At 44.4% G+C, this 15994-nt stretch carries 14 protein-coding genes and 1 riboswitch; of the genes, 2 read left to right on the top strand and 12 right to left on the bottom strand.

Annotated features, from left to right (window positions below; translation table 11 throughout):
* Window positions 1–141: 141 nt before the first annotated feature.
* Entirely contained in the window at window positions 142–1647 is a 1506-nt protein-coding gene (locus K2225_RS18165) for a phytoene desaturase family protein (RefSeq protein WP_220586057.1), read from the bottom strand.
* 17 nt (window positions 1648–1664) lie between these two features.
* The gene (locus tag K2225_RS18160) at window positions 1665–2222 is read right to left on the bottom strand and encodes a methyltransferase family protein (protein WP_220586056.1); all 558 of its coding nucleotides are present in this window, start codon (window positions 2220–2222) and stop codon (window positions 1665–1667) included.
* 167 nt (window positions 2223–2389) lie between these two features.
* Here K2225_RS18160 and K2225_RS18155 point away from each other — a divergent pair, with 167 nt between their 5' ends.
* Window positions 2390–2548 (top strand): hypothetical protein, encoded by a 159-nt coding sequence (locus K2225_RS18155; protein ID WP_220586055.1) that lies wholly within the window; start codon window positions 2390–2392, stop codon window positions 2546–2548.
* Here K2225_RS18155 and K2225_RS18150 read toward each other — a convergent pair.
* The 10 genes from K2225_RS18150 to K2225_RS18105 all read right to left on the bottom strand — a co-directional run bounded on the left by K2225_RS18150 (window position 2545) and on the right by K2225_RS18105 (window position 15301).
* Complete coding sequence (locus K2225_RS18150) at window positions 2545–2766, bottom strand: hypothetical protein (RefSeq protein ID WP_146818422.1); 222 nt, start codon at window positions 2764–2766, stop codon at window positions 2545–2547. The two genes, K2225_RS18155 and K2225_RS18150, sit on opposite strands and share 4 nt — an antisense overlap.
* 323 nt (window positions 2767–3089) lie before the next feature.
* Window positions 3090–4328, bottom strand: coding sequence for a dicarboxylate/amino acid:cation symporter (locus K2225_RS18145; protein ID WP_220586054.1), 1239 nt, complete (start codon window positions 4326–4328; stop codon window positions 3090–3092).
* 453 nt (window positions 4329–4781) lie between these two features.
* Window positions 4782–6467: an acetate--CoA ligase gene (gene acsA, locus K2225_RS18140; RefSeq protein ID WP_220586053.1), complete on the bottom strand. Its 1686-nt coding sequence runs from the start codon at window positions 6465–6467 to the stop codon at window positions 4782–4784.
* 14 nt (window positions 6468–6481) lie between these two features.
* Entirely contained in the window at window positions 6482–7195 is a 714-nt protein-coding gene (locus K2225_RS18135) for an ABC transporter ATP-binding protein (protein WP_220586052.1), read from the bottom strand.
* Window positions 7196–7207: 12 nt separating this feature from the next.
* Complete coding sequence (locus K2225_RS18130; RefSeq protein WP_220586051.1) at window positions 7208–8041, bottom strand: ABC transporter permease; 834 nt, start codon at window positions 8039–8041, stop codon at window positions 7208–7210.
* An 18-nt stretch (window positions 8042–8059) separates the two neighbouring features.
* The gene (locus K2225_RS18125) at window positions 8060–9043 is read right to left on the bottom strand and encodes an aliphatic sulfonate ABC transporter substrate-binding protein (RefSeq protein WP_220586050.1); all 984 of its coding nucleotides are present in this window, start codon (window positions 9041–9043) and stop codon (window positions 8060–8062) included.
* Between the two features lie 26 nt (window positions 9044–9069).
* Window positions 9070–10848 (bottom strand): PLP-dependent aspartate aminotransferase family protein, encoded by a 1779-nt coding sequence (locus tag K2225_RS18120; protein WP_220586049.1) that lies wholly within the window; start codon window positions 10846–10848, stop codon window positions 9070–9072.
* Between the two features lie 141 nt (window positions 10849–10989).
* A riboswitch (SAM riboswitch) is annotated at window positions 10990–11100 on the bottom strand.
* 73 nt (window positions 11101–11173) lie between these two features.
* The gene (locus tag K2225_RS18115; protein WP_220586048.1) at window positions 11174–12319 is read right to left on the bottom strand and encodes a trans-sulfuration enzyme family protein; all 1146 of its coding nucleotides are present in this window, start codon (window positions 12317–12319) and stop codon (window positions 11174–11176) included.
* Between the two features lie 59 nt (window positions 12320–12378).
* Entirely contained in the window at window positions 12379–12978 is a 600-nt protein-coding gene (locus tag K2225_RS18110; RefSeq protein WP_220586047.1) for an NUDIX hydrolase, read from the bottom strand.
* A gap of 178 nt (window positions 12979–13156) precedes the next feature.
* On the bottom strand, window positions 13157–15301 hold the full coding sequence (locus K2225_RS18105; RefSeq protein ID WP_220586046.1) for a GGDEF domain-containing phosphodiesterase: 2145 nt from the start codon (window positions 15299–15301) through the stop codon (window positions 13157–13159).
* 113 nt (window positions 15302–15414) lie between these two features.
* On the opposite strand from K2225_RS18105, the gene K2225_RS18100 reads away from it, so the two are divergent.
* The gene (locus tag K2225_RS18100) at window positions 15415–15585 is read left to right on the top strand and encodes a hypothetical protein (RefSeq protein WP_220586045.1); all 171 of its coding nucleotides are present in this window, start codon (window positions 15415–15417) and stop codon (window positions 15583–15585) included.
* Window positions 15586–15994: the final 409 nt, after the last annotated feature.

Here is a 15994-nt window from a genome sequence, read left to right as displayed (position 1 = left end):
CCTTCAACTCGACTTCAGTATGGCATTTTTCAACCATTCCCTTCCCTTCACACAGGTAAACAGTAAATGAATGGAACCCAAGAATAAAGGTCTGTCTCTCATACAAAAAGCTCAGTGCCTCGACGGCGCTGAGCTTTTGTTTTATTGGTGAACGGGTTCTGTTTCCTTCTCTTTAATCAAGTCGGCAGTCAGCTGTCCCGACAATGTGACCATCGGTACACCTCCACCCGGGTGGGTAGAGCCACCGACAAAATAGAGCCCATCATAAATTTGACTCTTGGAAGGGATCTTAAATCCACCATTGGACTTGCGGTCAGCCGCTATCCCATAAATCGATCCACCGTTTGGACCATATAAGGCCTCAAGGTCTTCAGGAGTAAAACGATACTCAAACTCGATAGAATCGCGCAGACCTTCCATACCCATACGCTCCAACTTATCCAACACCGTTTCACGATAGGCATCCCAGTCAATTGGCTTACGCTTTTTGTTTTCAAGCGGTGGAACGTGTGTAAGTACAAAGAGATTGTCTTTCCCTTCAGGCGCTTGTGTTTCATCAGACCTTGCTGAGATTCCGATATAGATGGTCGGATCATCCGCCGGCTTACCTTCTTCAAAAATCTGTTTGAATTCTTTTTCCGGATCTTCAGAGAATAGAAAATTATGATGCTTCAAATTCTCGAACTTGCGATCTGTACCAAGTAACAGCACAAGCCCTGATACGGTAGGATCGAATTTTTTCTCGAGAGCTTTAGTTTCTTTCTTCACTTTGGATGTTTGCGGGGCTAGCTTCCGATATGCTGGAATGACCTCAAGGTTGGAGACGACTACATCCGCTTCGTGAACCGTTCCTTCTGCCGTTTCTACACCGATGACACGATCACCATCAACGACAAATCGCTGGACCGGAGTATTCAATTCCACATCGATACGCAGCTCTTCCATAAGACGCCCCATACCCTCGGCAATTTTGTACATACCGCCTTTAACATAATGAATGCCAAGCCCGAGCTGAACATAGACGAGCTGGTTTAAAATAGCCGGTGTAGCATAAGGATTAGAGCCTACGTACATCACAAAATAGTTGAACAGCTGTTCCAGGTATTTGTTATCAAAGTGCTTGTGCGTCGCTTTCGCTACCGTATTCATCGGATCCATCTGGAATAGTTCACTCAATTTATGATGTTTCTTCAAATCTTTCAGGTCTTCAATACTATATTTATAAAAACTCTTCATACAGAGTTCATACATATCCTGACTGTAGGACAAGAAGTCTGTCAGCTTTCGATTCGGCCGTTCGGTGACCTTAGCCATCTCTTCCAGCATGTTTGGCAGGTCACTCGTTACATCCAGTTGTGTACCATCTTCAAAAAATGTACGCCATTGAGGTTCAACACGTTCTACAGTAATGTAGTCCTCAAGACGACGATGTACACTTTCAAAAAGCTGCTCCAGCACCCAAGGCATCGTCAATATGGATGGTCCAGTATCAAACGTAAACCCTTTTCCTTCCCTGCGGTTCAGCTTTCCACCTATGTTGCTGTTCTTTTCAATGATTTTCACATCATAACCATCTGCCGACAGTCGAATTGCTGCTGACATACCACCTAAACCTGCTCCCACTACAACCGCTGTTTTCTTTTTCAATCCATCCACCTCCAAAATTAATAGACAAAAGGAATCAGCCGGTACCTCGAGCGGCACCATCTTTTGTATCGGTCCCCATGCTGCTCCACGAGCATCGCTTCTTCGAGCTTAATTCTATGTAGTAATGCGATTGTCATGAAAATTCCACATATGAGGGCTGCATACAGGTTACCAAGTCCTGAACAAAACCCAATAATGATGAATAAAAGCCCCGTATAAAGAGGGTGTCTGAGTAAACGATAAGGACCACTACTCACGAGGCGGTCTCCTTCTTGAACGGAGACGTTGCGTGTAAATTGATCTTTCAGATGGAGAATTCCCCAATATCTCAGGCCTACTCCAATGGCGTACACCACCAATCCTATCCACCAGATTCCTCGATGATGAATAATCCCAATGTCCCATTCCTGCATAAAGAGAGAAAATACGAGCGTCACGACCACGGCCGCGAGGATCAGCAGAAAAGAGCGGCGTTCATGAGAACCACTTTCTCCCGTCCGATCATTTCTGAATATAAAAAACTCTGCCAGCCAAAAGGCCGTCACTACTAAAAACAATCCATCAAACAGGGTCATGGAGCACCCATCCTCTCTGGATACTATCTTCCATTGTTCCCTTTACAACCTGCGGATAAACCGCAGCTATACACTCATTGCCAAACATTCCACCCTCTCCTCTTCCTCGCATAATTGTTCCGTTTCCATTACAATAGCAACAATAATGAAGAAAGGGGTTAAAGGAGTTGGACATATTTTATAGTGTTTTTATCATTTCCGCTGTCATCGCCACGTTTTTCGTGATCTTCAAAAAAATTACGAAGGCCACGTATTGGACCATGGCGATTGTAGGCGTCTTATACATAACCATTCTATTATTGAGTTTTTTCTATGATTTCTCTTAAAGATTCTTGTTTTGTTTATTGATGGCTTCACGGATATGATAGAGTTCCGCGTACATGGCCGTCGCATAAACACTGATGATACTCAAGAACATAGAAAGGACGAAAACGGATCCATCAAGACCGAATCCCAGAACAGACGAAAATCCGATGATGGCCCCAATAATGACACCGATCCCTGTTAGAAAGATTATTTTTTGTAATGTCACTGAATAAAACATCGTATCACCTCTTCTAAATGATCTATCTGTTACTATACCCATCAAAGGCCTCGGATACACGTCACCCCTCTCCTATTCTTTGTTACTAATATTCTTCTTTCTCATACGAAAACCTTTGTGTCCATATAACAAATTCATTTGCTTTCCATAAAAAATCCGACTGCTTCAAAAGCAGCCGGACACATCATCCTTTTATTCCCTACCCTTCCACAATCCTGCCATTTAGTTTAATAACCTATAAGAAAATGGGGCATTTGGAGAGATAGATTTATATGAAAATAAAAAAGTGCAACCAAAAAGGTTGCACTTTCGTTTATTATGCTTTATGCTTCCATACGTTTGGCATCTTCATCGATGCCGTATTTCCGCTCTGATTCAGCAACTACGACAGCACATGCTGCGTCACCCGTGATGTTCAAGGATGTACGTAGCATATCAAGCAGTCGGTCGATACCGATGATGAGAGCAATTCCTTCGACTGGCAGAGAGACTTGGTTAAGAACCATCGCAAGCATAATCAATCCTACACCCGGGACCCCTGCAGTACCAATACTTGCAAGAACCGCCGTCAGGACGACCATAACCAGTTGCGCAAAGGAAAGGTCAGAACCGTAGACTTGAGCAATGAAAATTGTCGCTACACCCTGCATGATCGCTGTACCATCCATGTTGATGGTTGCACCCAAAGGCTGAACAAAACTGCTGACAGGCTTCGGAACATTCAAGTTTTCCTGGGCTGTTTTCATGGAAATTGGCAGTGTTGAACTACTGCTTGATGTACTGAAACCGACCGTCATCGCAGGGAAGAACCCTTTGACAAACTTGATTGGATTCATCTTTCCTAGGAATGCAACAGCAGACCCGTACGTCACGATTCCATGGATGATTAATCCTAGGATGACGACGAACATGTACATAGCCATCCCTTTCATACCGTCGATTCCCATCGTTCCAATCGCAGAAGCAAGGAGACCGAAGGCACCATAAGGAGCAAAGCGCATGATCAAGTTTACAAGGAACATCATAATTTCATTTCCTTGTTCGACAAGCTTGTAAATCCCTTCCGTCTTCTTACCAAGCATCGCAAGTGCGAAGCCGATGAAGATCGCGAAGGCGATAATTTGAAGCATGTTCCCTTCCGTCATTGCCTGGATAGGGTTTGTCGGAATAATGTTTGTAAATGTTTCGACAACACCAGGTGCTTCCTGAGCTTCATACTCTGCCCCCGCTGGGTTGATGTCAATATTCCCAGGCTGGAAAACGTACGCAAGAGAAATCGCAATACTGATCGCAATCGTCGTTGTGACGAGGAAGAATGCAATGGTCTTTCCACCGATTCTACCTAATTTCTTTGGGTCACCAAGAGAAGCGGTACCTAGTGTGATAGAGAAGAACACGATTGGTACAACTAGCATTTTAATAAGATTTAAGAATACCGTACCTAAAGGGCCAAAAACATAAGCATCTAACGTAGTGAACAAATCAGGCGCAGCTAAATGCAGACCTAAGCCTACAATAGCACCAAGAATTAAACCTATAAAAATCTTGGTTGTTAGTTTCATGAAGTAACCTCCTACAACATTATGAAAACGCTTACTTATTATTTTGTTTAAAAAGTGAAAATACTTAAAGGCGACATGTTCCCTGCCATGTCAAAAAGCATTAAAAAAAGACTTACTTACAATATAGAATTCGGTACCTTCGAGCCTTGATATGGTTGTGTTTCAGGCTCTTCATAGATGGTTGCAACCAGTGCGGGTGTAAATGTGCTTTATAAATTATAACACAGAATGATTGAAAATTGAATAGAATTTGCTGGTAGTTTCTTATACAACTATGTACCAAACGGTGCTGCATAACTTTCAATGGCCATTGAAACCGCGAGATTCATAGTTATTTCTACATTATGAGAATGTTTAGAATTTATTACATATTCACAAATCCCCCTCTAGCCATGCATATAATATTATCCTGTTGCATAAAAAAACGGCCACTTATGTGACAGCCGTTCTTTATCAAGAATTAGCACTTTCCCGCTTCTTCAATTCCCTCCGCAAAACTTTCCCGCTGATCTGTGTTTTCGGAAGTTCTTCTATAACTTCAATTTCCCTTGGAGCACAGTGGGCAGCGAGCTCGGTTTTCACAAAATGTCGTAAATCTTCCAAGAGACCTTCCCGCTGCTTGTATCCATCATGAACAACAATAAAAGCTTTTACTATTTCTCCACGTACTGGATCGGGCTTTCCAATCACTCCCGATTCTCTTACAGCTGGGTGCTCAAGTAATTTGCTTTCCACTTCGAAAGGACCAATACGCTCTCCAGAAGAATTGATCATATCATCACTTCTGCCTTGAAAGAATACGTAACCTTCCTCGTCCCTATAGGCTAAATCTCCAGCCAAATACCACTCTTCACCAAACGGGAAATAGGAAGAGAATTTACCCGGGTTCTTCCACACTTCTTTCATCATGGAAGGCCAGCCGGATCGAATGGCCAGATGTCCTGTCTCATATGGAGGAAGCGGCTGCCCATCTTCACTAAGGATTTCGACTTCAATTCCAGGTATCGGACGTCCCATGGAGCCAGGTTTGATCGGGCGTGTGGGAAGATTAGCAATCAGCTGCGCTCCAGTTTCTGTCATCCACCATGTATCATGTATCCTCAAATTCCACTTTTGATATGCCCAGTGAATGACTTCTGGGTTGAGTGGTTCTCCAACACTTAAAATATGACGTAGAGAAGAAAGGTCATAGCGGGCGTGCATATCTTCACTCTGGGATTTCATCATCCGAAAGGCGGTGGGGGCACTGTACCATACAGAAACTTTAGCCTTCTCCAATACTTCATACCACGCTTTCGCAGAAAAGCGTCCTCCGTGAATGACTGTAGTCACTCCGTTCAACAAGGGGGCGAATACTCCATAGACTGTACCTGTCACCCATCCGGGATGTGCTGTACACCAGTACACATCGTCTTCTTTCAGATCCAACACCCAACGTCCCGTCTGATACTGCTGGATCATGTTTCGATGGGCATGGATGATTCCTTTTGGTTTCCCGGTCGATCCACTCGTATAATGAATGTTGAGCCCGTCATCGAGGTCCACCCACACCGTGTCCAGTTCGTCACTCGCTTCTTCTGCTTCCTTTGTAATGGAAGGAATGGCTCCACCCGTTTGATTCGTAGTGAAAATCGTTGTCAGGCTTGGAATCTCTTCTCTGTTCACTCGATCCATAAAGGAATCGTCTGTAATTAGATACTTGCCCTCACAGTCATTGATGCGGTCTTTTACCGCTTCTTCCATAAAAGCTTCAAATAAAGGACCGACCACCGCACCAATTTTAATGGCGGCCAACATCGCAATGTGACAGCGGGGATGTTTTGGTAAAAAGACGAAAACGAAGTCCCCTTTTTTTACACCATGTTGAAGGAGCACATTCGCCCAGCGGTTGACTTCACTCTTAAGCTCAGCGAAGGTAAGGGTCCATTCTCCCTTCTCCGATACGTAGTGTAATGCGACCCGGTTCCCTCTTCCTTCATCGACATGTCTGTCCACACATTCGTATGCCATATTCACCTTACCAGTCACATTCCACGTAAAACGATCGTTTACGGCAATCCAATCAAAAGGCTCTCCTTCCATCCATTCTGCTTCTATATTGTATTTTGCAGGTTGTGGTGGGATGATCGCTGCTGTCATGATCTAGCTCCTCCTTATGGTTTGGTGAAATCCAATTCCTTCAATATTTCTTCTTTCAACTCAGCCAAGCGGTGGTCCCCTCGTTTTCGAGGTTTGGAACGATTGATGAAGATTTCTGATGCGATCTGCCCCGGCTGACCGCGCATGATTACGATTCGGTCACATAAATAGAGCGCCTCATCAATGTCGTGGGTGACGAGCAAGGTCGTCGTCCTACGCTTTTCCCAAATGGACAATAGTAAGTCTTGCAGCTGCATTTTTGTAAAAGCATCAAGAGCACTAAACGGTTCATCCAGGAGGAGGATGTCCGGTTGACTGAGCAGAGATCTGGCAATTGCTGCTCGCTGGGCCATTCCACCTGATAGGTCTTTGGGATAATGTTTTTCAAACCCCTGCAGTCCCACCGTTTCAATTAAGTCCAACGCCTCTGACTTCTTTTGCTTTTTAGAAAAGCCGAACGTCACATTATCCAAAACGGTTAACCACGGCATGAGTCTCGGCTCTTGGAACATCATTCCGAAAGCTTCTTCCGGGCGTTCCGCCTCTGTGCGAATGCTTCCTTCAAATTGCGGATCCAGACCTGAAAGAACACGCAGTAGTGTACTTTTGCCACAACCACTCGTTCCCAGGACACCGACAACTTCTCCTCTCTGCAACTGCAAATTGATATTCTCAAATCCTGCTTTCCCATTTTGAAATGTGCGCGATACTTGATGGACAGCTAACATAGACACCCTCCTTTATGAGGCATTTTCCAGATTGTCCTGCCATTTCAACGTTTTGGTCTGAATTCTCTTCAAGATTTCATCTGTGATTTTTCCAAAGATGGCAAACAGTATAATGCTTCCAATTACGAGGGATGGAGCTGAGGTATTCTGACCGTACACCATCAAATACCCAAGACCCTGGCTTGCGCCGAGCAACTCTGCTGCGACCACGAACATCCACCCGAGACTCAGTCCACTCCTTAAGCCAACGATGAAAGATGGCAAGGCGGCTGGAAGAATGATTTTTTTGATTTGCTGAAGACTTGTGAAATTGTATATTCTACCAACTTCAATCAACTTACGATCAATTCCCTGTATGCCTGAAGTCAAATTCAAGTACACCGGGAAGAAGACACCCACAGCCACAAGGGTGATTTTAGAAGCTTCTCCAATACCGATCCACAAAACAAATAATGGAACCCAAGCGAGGGACGGAATGGCTCTCAATGCTTGCAGCATGGGGTCGAGCAACTGATGAATGACTTTTACATAACCTGTCGCTGCTCCGAGAAGAACCGCCGCTATTGCACCTGCTAGAAAGCCAGCAAAAACTCTGTAAAGCGTGATGGTGATATGCCCCAAAAGCTCTCCCCCCTGAGCCAGTGCCGCCATTTCATTCACAACGGTCGTTGGAGAAGGAAGCAAATGAGGAGCCACCCACCCCGACCTCGAAGCATACTCCCACAAAAGGATGATGAAAACAGGAAGGATCAGACCGAGCCAGGAACCAGATAGGTTTCTCTTCACCGCACGAGCTTTATTCACCCGGGCTGCCGGTCTGACGGTCGTTTCTGTACGACTGGACATAAACGTGTTCCCTCCTTTTTACTTAATCACTTCTTCCGCATATTGCGGATTGATAAGTGCTTCTGTAATTTTCTCAATATCCACGTCTGCTTTAATGACTTCTTCTTCCTGAAGCACTTGACCGGCTCCTAGAACGGTTTCCCTCAACGCCTCTCCTGGTACAGGGTTCGAGAGATCATTCCGTTCCAAACTCTTCTTGGCTACTTCTAGATCCAATCCCGCTTCTTCAGCAAGGATTTCTGCTGCTTTCTCAGGGTTCTCAACTGTCCATTCTCTTGCTTTTTCATAAGCTTCAATGACCTGTTTAACGATTTCCGGATGTTGTTTGGCATAGTCCGACCGAACGTTCAGCGTTCCGTAAGTATTGAATTCCGGCTTACGGTAGAAGAGTTCCGCCCCGCCTTCTAATTCATTGCGAGCCATATGAGGATCGAGCCCGGCCCACGCATCGACGTTTCCATTAGTAAGTGCAGATGCTCCTTCAGGGTGCTGCAAATTCACAAGCTCAATGTCATCCGTGGAAAGCCCGTGATCTTTCAGTGCGCGAACTAAGAAAATATAAGGATCTGTCCCGAGCGTTGCCGCTACCTTCTTTCCTTTCAAATCTTCCACGGACGATATTCCACTATCAGGGTTCGTAACAAGTGCCGTCCATTCGGGCTTGGAATACAAATAAACAGATTCTACGGGAGCGTTATTCGCTTTCGCCATCAGGGCCGCAGCGCCGGCAGTCGAACCGAAGTCTACACTGCTTGAATTCAAGAATTCAAGGGCTTTGTTACTTCCCTGGCTGAGAACCCATTCCACTTCGATCCCTTCATCTTGGAAAATTTCTTCAGCGAAACCCTTCTCTTTCAATACTAGACTCGTCGGAGAATAATACGCATAATCGAGCGTTACTTTATCTAGTGAGCTGCTTTCCCCTTCTGCATCTCCCGAACAACCTACAAGCCCCAATGTCGCAAGTAACCCTAAAGTGATGAACGTTTTCTTTAGTTTCATTTTCCATCCTCCTCTATTATTGGTTTCTAGATTTCACATGCATAGGTATCAATGGTTCCTCTTAACCGCTGGGCTTCTTTATAGGTACAACGGTTATGCACCACTTCAAGTCCAGCTTCACTTGCGATCTGGGCCGCCTTCGGGGCGATGACCCCTTCTTGCAGCCAGAAAACGTCCGGTCGGATCTCTGCTGCTTCCTTAGCAATTTCAATAGCTGCTTCTGGGCTCCGGAATACTTGCACAACATCAACTTTAAATGGAATCGATCTCAAATCTGGGTATGCCTTCTCTCCTAATACTTCTGTTTCTCTTGGATTTACAGGGACAATTTGGTAGCCCAGTCTCTGCATTTTTCTGGCTAGACGATGACTCGGACGGGAGGGCTTCCCGCTCAACCCGACCACCGCTAAACGTTTCGGTCGTGTGTCTCCACCTTCTTGGGTTTTGGAGGAGCTCAAGGCCCACTTGATGACACCTTCATCATTTTCTGTAATGGCCGTGCGGTCTGTTTCTCTTCCTGTCGCTTTTGCAATGGCACGATCAAGGTCGTTGATCAAGTCTTTGCTCGATTCAAGTCCTATGGATAAGCGAATTAATTCCTCCGTCACTCCACTTGCAGCAAGATCCTCAACGGACAATTGCTGATGTGTCGTTGAAGCAGGGTGGATGATCAATGATTTGGCATCTCCGACGTTTGCTACATGAGACCAGAGCGAAATATTATTGATCACACTTCTTCCAGCTTCCCGTCCACCTTTGATGCCAAAGTTTACGATCGAACCATACCCTCCATCAAGGTAACGATTGGCTAGTTCATGAGCTGGATGTGTAGGGAGCCCTGGGTACGAAACCCATTCCACATCAGGATGTCCTTGTAAGTATTCTGCGATTTCCTGTGCATTGTCCCCGTGGCGGGCGACACGCAAATGCAGCGTCTCTAATCCTTGCAATAACAAGAAAGCATTATGCGGGCTCAAACAAGATCCAAAATCACGAAGCAATTGAACACGCAGTTTCGTTATATAGGCAAGGGTTCCAAAGTCAGCGGTATAAACGATCCCGTTATAACTGTCATCAGGCTCAGTGAATACGGGATACTTGCCGTTCCCCCAATTGAACTGTCCTCCGTCTACGACCACTCCTCCAATAGCCGTTCCGTGACCCCCAATCCATTTCGTTGCGGAGTGGATGACGATGTCGGCTCCGTGCTCAATGGGACGGCACGTATAAGGGGTGGCGAATGTGTTATCGATGAGAAGTGGAAGGTCATGCTCATGAGCAACAGCCGCCACCCTTTCAATATCGAGCACGTGGAGGCTCGGATTTCCGATCGTTTCAGCAAAAACCGCTTTCGTTCGGTCTGTAATGGCTTTACGGAAGTTTTCAGGATCCTCCGGGTCAACAAAATGAACTTTAATGCCATATCGCGGTAAAGTATTAGCGAATAAATTATAAGTCCCACCATAAAGATTTGCCGCAGCAACCACTTCATCTCCGGAGCCTGCGATGTTCAAAATTGATAGTGCAATGGCAGACATTCCGGAAGCCGTCGCTACAGAAGCCACCCCTCCCTCCAAGAGGGCCATTCTTTTTTCAAAAACATCAACGGTCGGATTTCCGATACGGGAATAAATATTTCCAGGTTCGTCTAGGGCAAAGAGACTCTGGGCATGTTCTGTGTCATGGAAAACATAGGAGGTCGTTTGGTAAATCGGGACTGCACGAGATCCTGTCGTCGGATCGGGTGACTGTCCTCCGTGTAAAGAAATCGTATCAACATCATAGCTTTCAAATGAATTCGTCATGTTTATTTCCTCCTCAAAAAGATTGATTCCTATTCTTATAGATATAGTTGGCTTTAAGCATACGAATAGTCCATGGACCTTTTACCGAACAGCAAAAAACCCTCTTCTAAATAAGAAGAGGGTTTGTTATTTCGATTCCTCCTCTTATCTACCAGATCAATCTGATCTGTAGGACTTGGCACCTTTTCAAACCGATGTTTGAAGGTTGCCGGGCTTCACAGGGCCTATTCCCTCAGCCTCTCTTGATAAGAGATGTATGCAGTTGATTGATTATGTTGAGAATTATAACGGATAACAATCAGAAAAGTCAATTATTTTAGAAAATTTAATTTTTAGAATCTGCGAGCGCTTTTTTCAGCTGTTTTACAATATCTTCATGATCTTCAATGCCAATCGACAGACGAATCACATAATCATTGATGCCAATTTTCTCACGTTCAGTATTCGATAACGCACGATGAGAGGTACGGACAGGATAAGAAACCGTTGTTTCCACACCTGCGAGCGTAGGGGCGATTTTCACCCAACCGAGTGAACGGAAAAACGCCTCTACATCAATCGAATCATTAAGCTCAATGGTCACAATGGCTCCGTTCCCTCTTTCCGATACCTTTTCAGGATAATAGACGGTACGGACGGCATCATGTTCACCCAGGGCTTTCGCTACCTGTTCTGCATTGTATGATTGTTTTTTCATTCTAAGACCTAATGTTTTTGCCCCCCGTTGAGTCAGCCATGCTTCGAACGGGCTCAGATTCGCACCAAATGTGACAATCTTTTGAGTAGCGGCCTGAACCAGATTTTCATTTCCGACCAATACCCCGCACGTCACGTCACTGTGTCCACCAATATACTTTGTCCCACTATGGACAACAAGATCCACTCCATGCGAGTACGGCTGCAATAAGTATGGGGTAGCGAACGTATTATCAACCATCGTTTTGACATTCTTTTTACGAGCAAGGGCGACTAAACCTTCTAAATCTTCCACCCTTAAAAAAGGATTGGAGATCGATTCCGTATAGAGAAGCTTCGTTTGATCCGTGATCACCTCTGAAACTTTCTCAAGATTTGAAAAAGAAACCATCGTGACATCAATACCGAACGTGGACAGCTCTTTGGTGATCAGCTTGTGTGAACCCCCATAAACATCCTCTGCGGCAACGATATGATCCCCTGGTTTTGCAACCGCTAGAATACCGGCAAGAATGGCTGACATTCCGGATGAAGAGGCCACCCCGGCTGGCGCTTCCTCCAGTTCCGCAACGGTCCCCGCAAGTTCATCTGTATTGGGGTTCCGCTCTCTTGTATATAAATAAGGGCTGTTTCCCTCATAATAACTTTCTAAATGATCCAAGTCTTTGAATGTAAAGGCGGACGTCTGGTAAATCGGCGTGCTCTTACTATTCGGCACAAGTCGCTGATCCGCTTTATGGTGTACGATTTTCGTATCAAATGATGTATTCGTCATCGTTCGTCTCCTCTCTCTATCACTTAATGAGAAATTATATAGAAAAAGCAGGAATATTGTCAAAGTTTTGCGACATATTCACGAATCACATGAAAGATGTACCGCTCATATCCTTTTTCATGAGGGACAAGGTTGTTACGAGTCACTGCTTTCTCATTTCCAGTAAGAATAGAGAACCCCTTTACGCTCCCTTGTTTATCCATTAACTCTTCCAAATCATCCAGTGGCACAGAAACGATATCCTTCACTTCTTCTCCAATTTTAAAAGACCTATCACTTGTCCATGGTAGAAGGTAAATATGACAAATCTCACGGTCTAAGAGTGTCCCTTCCTTCAATTCTTCCTTGAAATCGCCTTGATAGGCCAACTCCCCCGGGGCCACCTTAAAACCAACTTCCTCTTCGATTTCCCGGACGCCAGCCAGACGTACATCCTCCCCTGCTTCTATATGTCCGGCAGCTGTAATATCATAAAGGCTCGGGAAATCCTGCTTATGATCCGCTCTTTGTTGCAGCAGTAATTGGATATTCTCACCTTCCATGTGGAACATCCAACAATGGAAGGTTTCATGCCAATCCCCATCCTGATGGACATGATCTCTTTCTTTCACACCAATCGGATGCCCTTTTTCATCAAAAACCGTCAACATTTCTGCCATATGTAATCCCTCCTCAACCTTATTGTTCCAACATTCTACCTGAAAAAATATACAGAAAAATAGCTCAGAGAGTGACACTCTGAGCATAAAACAACCTTAATGGGATGTAGAGTATTACACCAAAAAATAACAAAAAATCAGCGCGCCAGTCCATAATGAACATCCATCCCCATCCTTTTCAGTTGAGCACGAGGCTTGCCGGCACTGGCTTGCTAAAGTAATACCCTTGATATTCATAACAGCCTTTCTGCTTTAAGTATGCCATATGTTCACTGGTTTCCACACCTTCAGCAATGACCTGAATCCCAAGACTTTTCGCCATACTGATAATGGCATTAACAATCGGCACTTCTTCCCCTTGCTCTCCGATTTGATTGATGAACGATCGATCGATTTTTATCGCATCAACAGGAAGACGATTCAAATAACTGAGGGAAGAAAAACCAACGCCGAAGTCATCCAAATGGACTTTGATCCCTTTTTCCCGCAACCCGTTCAATGTATCTGTGCTGCGTTCAAAATCCTGAAGGACCATTGTTTCCGTAATTTCAAGGATCAGGCTGTCAGGAGGAAGCTTTGAATCTCTAAGAGCTTTGAGCACTTTTTTTGAAAGATTGAAATCCTTGAACTGCTGGGCAGACAGATTCACTGAAATTTTCAAATCCGGCCTTCGGTCTTCCACCTGCCATCTTTTTGCTTGCTGACAAGCTTCGTTCAATACCCATTCCCCAATCTCTATAATCATCCCCGATTCCTCAGCAAGGCTGATGAAATATTGTGGAGACAACAAACCATAATCCGGATGGTTCCAACGAATGAGTGATTCATGCCCGATCACCTGTGATGTTCTTCCACACACCTGAGGCTGATAATGTAGCTCAAACTGATGTTTATCAAGTGCATGATGGAGGGATTGCTTCAAATGGAGCTCTTCTCTCATCTGCTCACTCATTTTTTCTTCATAAACAGCATAGCGATTTTTTCCGCTTCTCTTAGCTTCGTGCATCGCTGCATCCGCATGGCGTAAAAGAGTTTCTCCACTATATTGATCTCGGAGGCGCTCCGGGGTGAATGTAACACCAATACTGACGGTATTATAGAACTCTTTTTCCCCAATAAGAAAAGGGCGTCGCATCGAGTGAATAACGTGATCACTGATCCCCCTCAGCTCTTCGATGCTTTGGACATGTCTGAGAAGGACAACAAATTCATCACTGCTGATTCTGGAGATCACAGCATCATGATGTGCGAAGGTCTGCCTCAAGTAGCGGGAGAACTGCCGAAGCAGTTCATCCCCTTTCGTGTGTCCCCAGGAATCATTGATCATTTTAAAATTATCAATGTCGATGAGTAAGAGAGCCATATAGTGTTCTTTTTCTGCCGTGGATTGAATTTCACCTTCCAGGATTCCTAAAAGATAGCTTCTTGTAACAAGCCCCGTCAAAGGATCGTATTGAGACAACATCTCCAGCTTCTTTTCTGCTTGCATCCTGGAAAGCTCATTTGCTGTCCGATCAGCAAAGATTTGAAAAAGAGCCTTGCTTAATGGCCCGCTCGTCTGCGTCCGGTAATCCATGATCGCAAGGATTCCGATGACTTCACCATCCGAGTTAAGCAAAGCTTTCCCGTGATAACTCTCCACTCCATAATCCTTAATCGTTTGATCTTCAGGGAAAAGTGTCCCTACATCATTCGGATAATAACATTCATGAAACCTCGTTACTTGCTCACAAGGGGTGTTTTTCAACGCATAACGCAAGCCCGAACTAGTGATTCCTTTATGAGAAAAGGAAATCGCTGTCACTTCATTTTTAGCTTCTCCAGTCAATTCTCCGACCAGCACGGTTTCCACATCAAGGACGGAGGATAAATACTCTACAAGAAAATCAAAGAATTCTTGTCCATTGTATGAAAGAAAAGCATCACCAATCTCCACAATGGCTTCCTTAATCCGACCTAATTCTTCAATGTAAGCAGAATGCGGAGCGGACATACCTGTATATCCAATGATGTTTCCATCCTCATCAAAGAAAGGCGTGACGATATCCTTCATCCATTCGTACTTTCCATCGTTCATCAAACGGTAATTCATATAAAAAAAATGACGATTCTCTTTCGTCATCGTTTGATGGTCCATATATGCCAAGTCATCCTTAGGTATGAGCTGCTGTAAATCCCAACAACTCAATAGGGTTGAATCCAGCTTCCATTTACTCTTCAGCCTTTCACTCACATAGATGTTCTCTTTTTCAATATCGAAGAACCATATAGGGATGGAAAGCTGCTTAAGTGTATTCCAAGGATGTTCAATGGTCCGAGCCATTCCGTTCACCTACTCCAAAAAATTTTATTCCCTCTTCCTAAATATCGGAAAATTAGAACTAAAGTTTAATCCTTTTTTCACGAGGAAAACTACCTAAAAAGGAGGAAAATTATATGAAAAAGAAAAAACAAAGACGAGGTACTGTGGAGCAGACCAATGAAATGGCACAAGTGTTCAATCGAAAGTTGAGCTACAACCAATCCTTTTCCCATCAAGCGGATGATGATGAAGTCCATTCTGAAAGCGAAGCTCTCTACCACTATTATTCGGATGATGAAGATTAAAAAAGTGATCTCGATTGTGAGATCACTTTTTTAGTTCTTATCTCTCATAATGACCGAAAATTCTGTTATCATATGAGTGGAACACCTGCAAACCTCTACAATAATCTCCATAACGCTAAGACTTTTAAGATGGTTTATAAATGAATATGGCAGGGTTTTTGAAGACTCTATTTCGAGATGTTCTCGTGGGTCGTTGCCCGGGTCGAGCGTCAGGGGTGCCTGGGAAGCTACTCGTCCAACTCCATCGTCCAGACACTCCCGTCATAAGTATAGAGATTCTATAACAAATTTACAGCATCCAGAATGGCTTCATTGGGAGTTATTCCCCGTAGCCCCCATCTATTCAACAAAAGCCTCGATACTGAATCTTTAAATATAGGCAGCTTTAGTTCGAAACAGGATGGAGATT

It is taken from the genome of Halobacillus sp. Nhm2S1, assembly GCF_019599545.1.
GTDB lineage: Bacteria > Bacillota > Bacilli > Bacillales > Halobacillaceae > Halobacillus.
Note: the sequence above shows the minus strand (reverse complement) of the source record. Positions and strands in the feature narration are given on the sequence as shown.

Excerpts from the sequence above, each read along its gene's own strand:
- K2225_RS18160 (WP_220586056.1), bottom strand. The coding sequence starts at position 2,222 with ATGACCCTGTTTGATGGATTGTTTTTAGTAGTGACGGCCTTTTGGCTG.
- K2225_RS18150 (WP_146818422.1), bottom strand. The coding sequence starts at position 2,766 with ATGTTTTATTCAGTGACATTACAAAAAATAATCTTTCTAACAGGGATC.
- K2225_RS18145 (WP_220586054.1), bottom strand. The coding sequence starts at position 4,328 with ATGAAACTAACAACCAAGATTTTTATAGGTTTAATTCTTGGTGCTATT.
- acsA (WP_220586053.1), bottom strand. The coding sequence starts at position 6,467 with ATGACAGCAGCGATCATCCCACCACAACCTGCAAAATACAATATAGAA.
- K2225_RS18135 (WP_220586052.1), bottom strand. The coding sequence starts at position 7,195 with ATGTTAGCTGTCCATCAAGTATCGCGCACATTTCAAAATGGGAAAGCA.
- K2225_RS18130 (WP_220586051.1), bottom strand. The coding sequence starts at position 8,041 with ATGTCCAGTCGTACAGAAACGACCGTCAGACCGGCAGCCCGGGTGAAT.
- K2225_RS18125 (WP_220586050.1), bottom strand. The coding sequence starts at position 9,043 with ATGAAACTAAAGAAAACGTTCATCACTTTAGGGTTACTTGCGACATTG.
- K2225_RS18120 (WP_220586049.1), bottom strand. The coding sequence starts at position 10,848 with ATGACGAATTCATTTGAAAGCTATGATGTTGATACGATTTCTTTACAC.
- K2225_RS18115 (WP_220586048.1), bottom strand. The coding sequence starts at position 12,319 with ATGACGAATACATCATTTGATACGAAAATCGTACACCATAAAGCGGAT.
- K2225_RS18110 (WP_220586047.1), bottom strand. The coding sequence starts at position 12,978 with ATGGCAGAAATGTTGACGGTTTTTGATGAAAAAGGGCATCCGATTGGT.
- K2225_RS18105 (WP_220586046.1), bottom strand. The coding sequence starts at position 15,301 with ATGGCTCGGACCATTGAACATCCTTGGAATACACTTAAGCAGCTTTCC.
- K2225_RS18100 (WP_220586045.1), top strand. The coding sequence starts at position 15,415 with ATGAAAAAGAAAAAACAAAGACGAGGTACTGTGGAGCAGACCAATGAA.